Source organism: Taibaiella chishuiensis (assembly GCF_003014535.1).
GTDB lineage: Bacteria > Bacteroidota > Bacteroidia > Chitinophagales > Chitinophagaceae > Taibaiella > Taibaiella chishuiensis.
The window spans coordinates 1-9,214 of the sequence record NZ_PYGD01000019.1 but is presented as its reverse complement, the minus strand read 5'-3'; the positions used below and the strand labels follow the sequence as shown (position 1 = coordinate 9,214).

General features: G+C 45.5%; 8 protein-coding genes and 1 pseudogene. 8 read left to right on the top strand and 1 reads right to left on the bottom strand.

Translation table 11 applies throughout. From position 1 onward, the window contains the following. Together B0I18_RS24820 and B0I18_RS24815 are read left to right on the top strand one after the other, a co-directional pair. Positions 1-2,595 (top strand): RHS repeat protein (locus B0I18_RS24820; RefSeq protein WP_281258017.1); only part of this gene is annotated, 2,595 nt, incomplete at its 5' end. 11 nt (positions 2,596-2,606) lie between these two features. Continuing rightward, the gene (locus tag B0I18_RS24815; protein ID WP_106525474.1) at positions 2,607-3,134 is read left to right on the top strand and encodes a hypothetical protein; all 528 of its coding nucleotides are present in this window, start codon (positions 2,607-2,609) and stop codon (positions 3,132-3,134) included. A gap of 128 nt (positions 3,135-3,262) precedes the next feature. Here the strand turns inward: B0I18_RS24815 and B0I18_RS25460 are convergent. Further along, positions 3,263-3,562: pseudogene (locus tag B0I18_RS25460) on the bottom strand (helix-turn-helix domain-containing protein); the annotation flags it as partial. Between the two features lie 11 nt (positions 3,563-3,573). Here B0I18_RS25460 and B0I18_RS25385 point away from each other — a divergent pair. The 6 genes from B0I18_RS25385 (at position 3,574) to B0I18_RS24780 (ending at position 8,791) form a co-directional block, all read left to right on the top strand. Continuing rightward, a complete protein-coding gene (locus tag B0I18_RS25385) occupies positions 3,574-3,762 on the top strand; it encodes a tyrosine-type recombinase/integrase (RefSeq protein WP_219906047.1) in 189 nt (62 codons plus the stop codon). Beyond that, positions 3,759-4,658, top strand: a complete 900-nt coding sequence (locus tag B0I18_RS24800; protein WP_106525473.1) for a tyrosine-type recombinase/integrase — start codon at positions 3,759-3,761, stop codon at positions 4,656-4,658. Before B0I18_RS25385 ends, B0I18_RS24800 begins: the two co-directional genes overlap by 4 nt. A 258-nt stretch (positions 4,659-4,916) precedes the next feature. Then, positions 4,917-5,501, top strand: a complete 585-nt coding sequence (locus B0I18_RS24795; RefSeq protein ID WP_106525472.1) for a JAB domain-containing protein — start codon at positions 4,917-4,919, stop codon at positions 5,499-5,501. A gap of 1,280 nt (positions 5,502-6,781) precedes the next feature. Further along, positions 6,782-6,961 carry a hypothetical protein gene (locus B0I18_RS24790; protein ID WP_106525471.1) on the top strand — a complete coding sequence of 60 codons (180 nt, stop codon included), beginning with the start codon at positions 6,782-6,784 and terminating at the stop codon, positions 6,959-6,961. Between the two features lie 127 nt (positions 6,962-7,088). Beyond that, on the top strand, positions 7,089-8,099 hold the full coding sequence (locus tag B0I18_RS24785; protein WP_106525470.1) for an RHS repeat-associated core domain-containing protein: 1,011 nt from the start codon (positions 7,089-7,091) through the stop codon (positions 8,097-8,099). 5 nt (positions 8,100-8,104) lie between these two features. Beyond that, positions 8,105-8,791 (top strand): hypothetical protein, encoded by a 687-nt coding sequence (locus B0I18_RS24780; RefSeq protein ID WP_106525469.1) that lies wholly within the window; start codon positions 8,105-8,107, stop codon positions 8,789-8,791. The last annotated feature ends 423 nt before the right edge of the window (positions 8,792-9,214 follow it).

Below are 9,214 nucleotides of genomic sequence, written 5' to 3'. Positions count from 1 at the left end.
GGTGGCGGCAACACCCTGGTGGGCAAACTGGAACAAAAGATCAATGGCAACCCCTTCAACATCGCCAACTACAGCTACGACCACCTGAACCGGGTCGTGGTAAAAGACGGCCGTGCCTGTATGACCCTCAACGAATACAACATCCGCGGTTTTCTGACCCATATCGCCGCCGAGGACCATAGCCAGCCCACCATCAGCCGGTTCTTCGACGAACGGCTGCGTTACGAATGGGGCTTCCGCGACAAACACTACAATGGCAATATAGCGGGCATCACCTGGAGCGGGGGCGATGGCAAAAGACATGCCTATGGCTATACCTACGATAGCCTGGACCGGCTTACCCATGCCGAGCACCGGCACCTGTCGGGGGGCAACTGGGTCAATACCGACTGGAACTATACCGCCTCCAACATCAGCTACGACCTCAACGGCAATATCAAAACCATGAACCAGAAAGGCGGCAGCTACCCGGGAGCCGCTCAGAACATGGATATACTCAGCTACCAATACGGCAGCAACAGCAACCAGTTACAAAGCGTAGAAGATGCCGGTACGGCCATCAGCGGGCTGCCCGACTTCCGCAACGGGGTGAGCCAGGCCATCGAATACACCTACGACCAGAACGGTAACATGACGCGGGACGATAACAAAGGCCTTACCGTAAGCTACAACCACCTCAACAAACCGGCGGCCATCACCGTCAGCGGCAAAGGCAGCATCTACTATACCTACGATGCCGGGGGCAACCTGCTGCGCAAAAAACTGGACAGTGCCGGGGTGATCACCTTATATGATTATTTCGGTAATTTCGTGTACAAGAGCGATGTGCTGCAATACATCACCAACGAAGAGGGCCGTGCACGACCCATAGCCAACGACACCACAGCACACCTGACGCGTTTTGTATACGACTACTTCGTAAAAGATCACCTGGGTAATGTGCGGAGCACCGTAACGGCCGAGCCCATCAACCGGGATTACCTGGCCCGCCACGAAATGGCCACAGCCGGTGCAGAGCAACTGGTATTCGACAACATCCCCAATGTGCGGGAGAGCAAACCGGGCAGCACCAACCCCGGCGATGGCATGGCGGCAAGGCTGGAAGGCGGCAATCCCAATACGCAGGTAGGTACGGCCATCATGCTCAAAGTAATGCCGGGCGATAAGTTCGAGATCAGTGCCGATAGCTATTACGAGGGCGAGAACCAGACGCAGGAAGAGAGCGGAGCAGGCCCGGTCATCAGTTCGTTAATGAATGCGCTGATGGGCGGTGGCACCTATGCGGGCACACCGGTAAGCGAGCTGCCCGACAACCTGAAGACCATCAGCGGACTGTTGTCCAACCCGGTATTACCGGAACAGCTGCGGGGCCTGCAGAGCAACGACAACCCGATGGTGCCCAAGGCGCATATCAACTATTTGTTCTTTGATAGCAAAATGCAGCTGGTAACCGACCTGAGCGGATCGATCCAGGTACAGGGCGGAGGCCCCTCCGGATGGCACAACAGCGGGTCGGTAACGATCGGTCCTGGTGTGGTGGGCAACAACGTTATCCAGCCGTCCTATGTGATCATCTATATCGACAACCAGACGATCGGCAAGAACGTATGGTTCGACAATATGCGTGTAGAGCATTATACCAGCAAACTGCTCGAAGAGGACCATTATTATCCATTTGGGTTGACGGTAGGTATAGACCAGGCAGCACAAACGAACCTGCCGGAGCAGCCGTATAAGTACCAGGGTATAGAATTAGAGAGGCACTTCGGATTAGAAATGTATGAAACTTTTTACAGGGGATTAGATCCACAGTTGGGCAGGTTTATGCAGGTTGATCCGAAGGCTGAAGCTGGTTACAGTATGAGTCCGTATGTTGCGATGGACAATAACCCCGTTTCAAAAATAGATCCATTGGGCGATCTGGCAGGTGACGGTAATGGGGATAAAGAAAAGCCGAGTGCATTTGCAACAGGTGTAGCCACTTTAATGAATGCGATAGGAATCATTGGTAGAGGGACTGCTCCGCCCTGGACGGAAACAGGTAGCCGTAACGGTAAAAATCCTCAAAATGCTAAGGAGTTGGTGGAGGATTTTAAATCAGGAGTGGACATGATGATGTTGTTGGGGGCGCCTCTGCAGATGCTTTCTGCCGAATCAGCATTGCCGGCAAAGGTAGAGTCAAAAGCGATAGAATCAGAATTAAGTATGGCTCCTCGCGCTGCGGAAGGTGGTCTTAAGATTACAGTTGCTGAGGAAGTTGGAGAAAGCATGGTTAGAGTTAGGCACCATACTTCTGCTGCAGGCCTCAAAGGAATCAAATCAAGCATGTCAATCAATGCATCACGAGGCAAACCGTATGGTGTAGATGTTGAGGTAGCTCCATTTGTAAAGCCGTCTGAAGCTAATATGGGACAGGCAGGTAAAGGTGCATATACGGAATTTTCTGTTCAGAAAAGTCAATTGTCACCAATAAAAGGCTATATGGGGGGAAACGGAAATGCGGCAAGAATTGTAACTGAAGGAGCTCCATTGAAAATAAATAATGCAGATCCTAAATTTATAAAGTGGGATTGGTTCAATTTTGGTAGTCATTAATATTATGTAAAATGAAGAAAGTGCAATTTAAATATGATTTCTTACTCTTTTTATACGCATATCTGCGTCAGATGGATTTGTCTTTAGATCGTAGTCGATGGGAAGGTCTGAGTGATCTTAGAGTTTACTATAAAACACAGCTTTCTCCTCAAACGGTTACGGAGAGTTTGATAAGACAATCAGGTATCAGGCTAAGCGAGAACTTGTCCAGTTACTTTCCAAAGCCGATGGATATTAAAAAGAGAAGAATTTTAGGAGTGTATAATCATTATTTATCACGCAAGCATTTTTTGAAAGAAGATGAGATCACATATTGTTGCGAATTATTAAATCAATTTTCTGAACTGCTTTTATCAAATGTAGATCAGTATGATACTAGAGTCGAGAAATTACGTAACGAAATAAGCTCTTTCAATTATAACTTGATTGAGAGCAAGCTATTGGGTAAAGATGTTGCTCTTGCAACTTCAGTAGAACATTACCTACAGAACGTGAAAGTTATACCTATTACAGAGTTCCTAAAAGGTATAGATTTGTAATGAATCCTTTGCTGGCGCGGTCCTGTCTCTCGCTGCCCCCCCCATGCTGGTGCGGGCGTGTCGCCCGTGCCGTATAACACAACAGCCGCTTCATATGACGCGGCTGTTGTCGTCTTAGAAAAGTTGTATTATCTACCATAAGCTTTTCTGGCTTTAGCATCCCTGAGATAAGTATCAATGATATTAAAGAGCACTGCCTTAGTATCTGGGTCGAGTACTTCGATATCCTCCATGCGTTTTATCGTGTCTTTATCATAGGCTGCATGCTTGCCTTCGCCGAGCAGGTAATCTACCGGCACATCAAATACCTTAGCAATTTTTAGGGCCATCTCTACCGATGGGCTGTTCTCATTACGTTCATACTTGCCGATAATATCGCGCGATGCTTCAATGGCTTTGGCGAGGTCGCTTTGGGACCATGCCTTAAGCTTTCTGAGTTCTGTTAAGAACCGGCAACCCCGACCTACAGCAAAAAGACATTAGCCTGCATACCCTGCGCCACAGCATCGCCACCCACCTGTTAGGTAACGGTATGGACATAGAGCATATCAAAGACTTTTTAGGGCACAGCAGTTTAGAAAGCACACAGATCTACACTCACCTGTTACAAAAAGATATTGAACAATGACCTTTAGGGAATACTTACAGCTCAAAGGTTATAGCCGCAAAAGCATAGCCAGCATACAAAAGATATGTAGCTACTTTCAATCCTGGTGCGCTACAGAAAGCATCAGCGATGAAACGGAAGTAAGCCACAACGATATCATAGCCTATATAAAAACCGTAACCGATAAAAGAATAAGCCAAAAGACCGCAGCCAACTATATCAGTCATATTAAAAAGTACTACGACTATTTAATCAAAGAACATGGCCTGATAGATAACCCTTGCAGTTATATTATGATCAAAGGCATTAAAAGAAAAACACTCTACGATATTATCTCTTACGAAACTTTAGAACAGGTATGCCACAGTTATCCAATAGAAGCGAAAAATCCTTACCAGAGCTTAATCCGGAAGCGTAATAAAGTAATGTTAGGCCTGCTCATTTACCAGGGCTTACGAAGCGAAGAGCTAATGAAACTGGAACTGGCAGACCTGCAGCTCCGGGAAGGAAAGATCATGATACAGGGCGGTAGAAGAAGCGCAGGGCGGGTGATGAAACTGGAATCCGGCCAGGTCTTTGAGCTGATGGATTATGTGAACGATACGCGCAAAGCATTACTGCAACAGACGAATAAAATGCCGAAGGATACAACCGCTTTGTTTATCACCACAACCAAAGGCGCAGCGATAGACAGCAATACGATGAAGATCCTGTTACGGCAAATACAAACGCTCAACAATAAAATAACATCGCTAAACCAGGTAAGAGCCAGCGTGATCGTGCATTGGCTAAGACAATACAACCTGCGAAAAGTGCAGCATCTGGTCGGTCATAAACACATCAGCAGCACAGAAGCTTACCAGAGCAGCGACCTCGAAGACCTGAAAGAAGACATCAGTAAGTATCACCCGTTCTAAAACAGTAAATAAAAAAGTTACTTAGTACATTTTAAATTTACTTACCGGAATTTTTTTAATAGTCTCGTTGTACGGTACAATGATACCAAGTTGATTTTTTTGAAGAATCATATGAGCAACCATAAAGCCGCCTAATGCCCAGATCGCATCAGAGAAGAGGTTAACGGCAATATCTTTTAAGAGTTCCATCACCCTGTAAAAGTAAGAAATATTATATAAATATCATGGCTTCTCCCTACCTTTAAAACCTGTTACCAAATGAATATACGCTTGAACAAAGAACAAAAGATACAGGTAAAAGACAGCTCCGATATCTATGGCGTAATGCAGCAAATCCTGTTGCGGCAACAGCGTATAGACCGCAACAGGGAACACTTCTGGACAATCGGCCTGTCAACAGATAGCAGCATCCTGTATATCGAACTAGTAAGCATGGGCACCGTTAACTCCGTGCCCGCCGAGCCAATGGAAGTCTTTAGCTTTGCGCTGCAGAAACGAGCCGTAAGAATTATCCTGGTGCATAGCCATCCGAGCGGCAACCTGGAACCCTCAGAAGCCGACAAAGACATTACCGACCGCCTGATACAGACCGGCCATATCGTTAAGCTGCCCGTACTCGATCATATCATTATCACAGCAACTTCCTTTTATAGCTTTGCGGAAAGCGGCTTGCTGAAAGCGTTACAGGCCAGCGTTAAATATGTTCCACCTTATCTTATAGCCGAGCAGATCCGGGAAGATAAAGCCAAAGAAATGGCCCGGACCATGAAACAAAAAGGTTACAGCATAATAGAAATAGCAGAGCTTACCGGCTTAAGTCCCGAACAAATACGGGACCTGTAGGCCTAAGAGAAAGCCATATAGCTAATGATAAAAAAGCTTAACTTGCCTTGCAGTTAATGATATTGCTACCGGCATTACAGAGCACCTGACTCATAATCAGGGGACCCAAGGTTCGAGCCCCCACGGGAACATAACTATAGTCGTTCAACGTTCAGCAAGAGCATCAGCCTTCTAAGCTGAGGACCCTCGTCCTGGTGCGATCCCTAGCCTCGCTACAAAATCCGGAGATCTTCGGAACCACAATCCGACGCTTTTTTGCACAAATTATGGCCTGGCTTATGGTCATAGCTACCTTATCAATTTATTATCAGTATTTAACGCGTGTAGGTTCGATCTCTGTCGAAACTCCAACCTGCTTCGAATCTTGCCGTCTCCGCCAGTTCCTCCTCAAAAAAAGATAAGGTCTGCTACGCAGTAATTTGTTTAGATGCCTGTGTCCGCTGTGCTCCCACAGTCAAGGCAGGAAAAGTTGTGCAGCGTCAAGTTCCGTTCGGCAAGCTGATGCGCCAGCCTTTGAAGGCTGTCACACATCTTGCAGCTTACGGTCCTTGCGCTGCTCCGGCCCTTTTTGCATCCCCGCTTCGGGCGGGTATGCCGGGCCTCCACCATTTAGGCGCCACCTGCGCGCAGCCCCGCCCTTGTTTGTTTTGTGCGGCGGCACAGTCGCGCTAAGCTTATGCCGCTAAGGCGGCATGCCTGGCTTCGCTCCTGTGCTTCGCCTGATTTTAATGGACGAAACTGCGGTCAGGGCAGCAGCGCGCTACGCGCGTTCTCTGCTGCCCGGTCGGGGCTGCATGGCGCAGTGGGTGGCGTCGTGTAGCCCCGACCGGCTGCGTGCCTTGCCGGACCAGGGCTACACGGCCACGAAGACCAGGCTATGTGCAGGCTACCGCAGCCGATCATCTTTTGAATAGAACCGGGCTTTTGTACCGGCTTTGGTGCATCCGTGTGCAGGCATGATGCGCACAAAGCCACCGCACAAAGACCAACATCATGCCTGCCCCCGGATGTTTTTATCTCCGTGACGCCGAAAATAAATTTTGTGCTTTTTCGTCCCTGGAATGAAATCGGTGCAAATGCAGTAGAATCGGGTGTTACACAGCTCGATTAGGAAAATTTTTAAATTTTCCCTCCCTTTGCAATGACTGTTTAAAATCTAATGTAAGTAATGCCAGTAAAGGGATGTAGCTGTTTTTGTGCTTAGGGAAGTGTTGTCATTTACTGTCCTTTCTGATGCTGAACCCGGAAAATACCTTTGCTGCAACGAAAAAATAAAGTTTATGAGTAACATAGAAGATAAGTCAGAGCGTATAAAAATATCCTTTCTCGGCATAAAGGTTGAATGCGCCAATCCGACGCCTCGCGGCATGATCGTGATCCTTATGTTTATGATCTTTTTTGTGGTTGTGGCGGTATTGCTAAAAGAGCACCTGCCGCGAATGATTATGCTATCAGGATAATTTTATATACTTGCATAAGTGAATGCTCTTTGATTTTTTATCTTTTTGCAACAGCATGCCTTAAAAGAAAATGCAGGTTTTTTAATGACGGGTTAGGGTAGAAGCGGAAAAGCGACTGTAAAAGCGGATCTACTATTATCCATTTGGATTGACGATACATCTCGAACAGGCAGCGCAGAACAACCTGCCGGCGCAGCCGTATAAATATAATGGAATAGGATTGGAAAAATCATTTGGGCTTGAAACTTATGAGGCATTTTATCGGGGGCTTGATCCGCAACTTGGAAGGTTTAATTCAATTGATCCAAGGGCGGCAACAAGCTTTTCGATAAGTCCATATGCAAGCATGGGCAATAACCCAGTGAGCAATGTAGATTATTTAGGAGATATTTTCACCTTTGCAAACGCTGGATTGCAGAACTCTTATAACAATCTAAGATCAGATAATAATAGCCGCATGGCGGGTTATACGAAGGAGCTAGGCGGGCTTGATCTAAAAACCGAGTCAGGAGCGAAGCGTGGGGAGGAGTTAACTAAGCTGATTAATGCACATGCTGAGTTTAATACCCAACTTGATGCCATGGAGCAATCTTCTGCAGAGTTTCATATTTCTAATGAAGCTGCACCAAGAGGCTTTCAAGGAGGAGCAGATTATAACTGGAGTGAAGGCAGGGTCAAGTTTAGTATGGGATCAAATAGTGTGGGTTCTGGAATTCTAGCCCATGAATTAAGACACGGTTACGGTTATCTAATTGGTGAATTGAGTGGGTCAAGATACGATGATCCGCTCTATGATATGACGGATGAAGTTGTAGCCTATAAAACAGCGAGTCTATTCGGAACAGAAAGTGATGCTATTAAATTCGGAGTTGGTTCTTGGGGGATTAAAGAATTTGCAGGATCGATAGAGACAAACGGATACCGTAACCTAAAAGGGAGGGAAGTCTCTTTGACTATTAACACTCCCGCTTCAATACTTATAAATTACTCTAAGGATGGATCGTTAAACAATTTTATAAAAAGTTCAAATAATGCCAATCTTACTGTAGGCGAGGCTATTTCTTCTTTTAATCAAATAACAAAAAGTACCCAAGGTTCTGAAAGGTATCTGTGGGGAAACCAGTTAAAACGAAAATAAAAAAAATGAAAAACACAATAAGAATATTACTGACGTTAGTTTTGATTCCTGTTTTAGGTTTCTGTAAAAGACAATCATTGACTCAACGAGAGAAGCAAGTCTTAGGTGCTTATTATAATTTAGGGCCTAATAAGTTATCAGGAACATCGCTTATTCTAAAGCCAGATCATACATTTGAATACAATGAAGGCTCAGATCTATCGGTATATCACTGTTTGGGTAAATGGTCTTTAAAGCGGGACACTTTAACCCTCAACAGTGCTATATCTAAAAATGACATACCTATAAAGGTTAAAGAAGAAGTCATAGATTCTATCAGCGACTACATTGCATTCGACTGGATAAATAATCTAGATAATGATGCAATGGTTGCGACACTATCTTTCAATAGCGATACCTCAATAAAGTGTGACCCACTTATGGGAACCGATTGCATGATGAAGATTGGTTCTGTTGATAGTATTTTAGTTCAATTGGGTAATTATGCAAAATCTAAGTGGTACACAGTTCGCGACAAAAAAATTAATAAGCTCAGCGTAACGGTACTTGTTCATGAAATCTTAGATAAATATTCATTCTTAGAAGAAGAAAAATACTTGTATAAAAATGGGAACCTTGTTCGTGTGTACAGAGATAGTGACGCTAAACAAAGCTTAACCCTGAAAAAAGTAAAACAGCAAAAAAACGAATAAAATAACACCCATGCTGTCGCGGGGGTGTCGCCCTTGCTTTAAATAACAACAGCTGTTTCTACCAGGAAGCGGCTGTTGTTATTTATTGCCCTGAATGTTCGGTGCCTGTATAAATCACCCCATGCTGGCGCGGGCGTGTCGTCCGTGCCGTATAACACAATAGCCGCTTCAACAAAACTGCCGCTGCTGGCGCACGAATCTTTCGTGTGCCGTTATAAGAACAACCGGTGCCGTAGGTATCGGTTGTTTTGTATCGGACTGTGCTCAAAAAAATATGTAAATTCCGTAGTGATATTATTCAGGGCTGAGCTATTGCGACACGACAAAGTGTAAGCTCACCTTGAATACTACCGCTTAAAAGTAGAGTTTTTTGTTAGAGATCATTCAGTTTTGCCCTATAAACCCTGGAGCCAGGGAAAAGAA

Coding starts and splice junctions, on each gene's coding strand:
- B0I18_RS24780 (WP_106525469.1), top strand. CDS start 8,105: ATGAAAAACACAATAAGAATATTACTGACGTTAGTTTTGATTCCTGTT.
- B0I18_RS24815 (WP_106525474.1), top strand. CDS start 2,607: ATGAAGAAAGTGCAATTTAAATATGATTTCTTACTCTTTTTATACGCA.
- B0I18_RS24800 (WP_106525473.1), top strand. CDS start 3,759: ATGACCTTTAGGGAATACTTACAGCTCAAAGGTTATAGCCGCAAAAGC.
- B0I18_RS24790 (WP_106525471.1), top strand. CDS start 6,782: ATGAGTAACATAGAAGATAAGTCAGAGCGTATAAAAATATCCTTTCTC.
- B0I18_RS24795 (WP_106525472.1), top strand. CDS start 4,917: ATGAATATACGCTTGAACAAAGAACAAAAGATACAGGTAAAAGACAGC.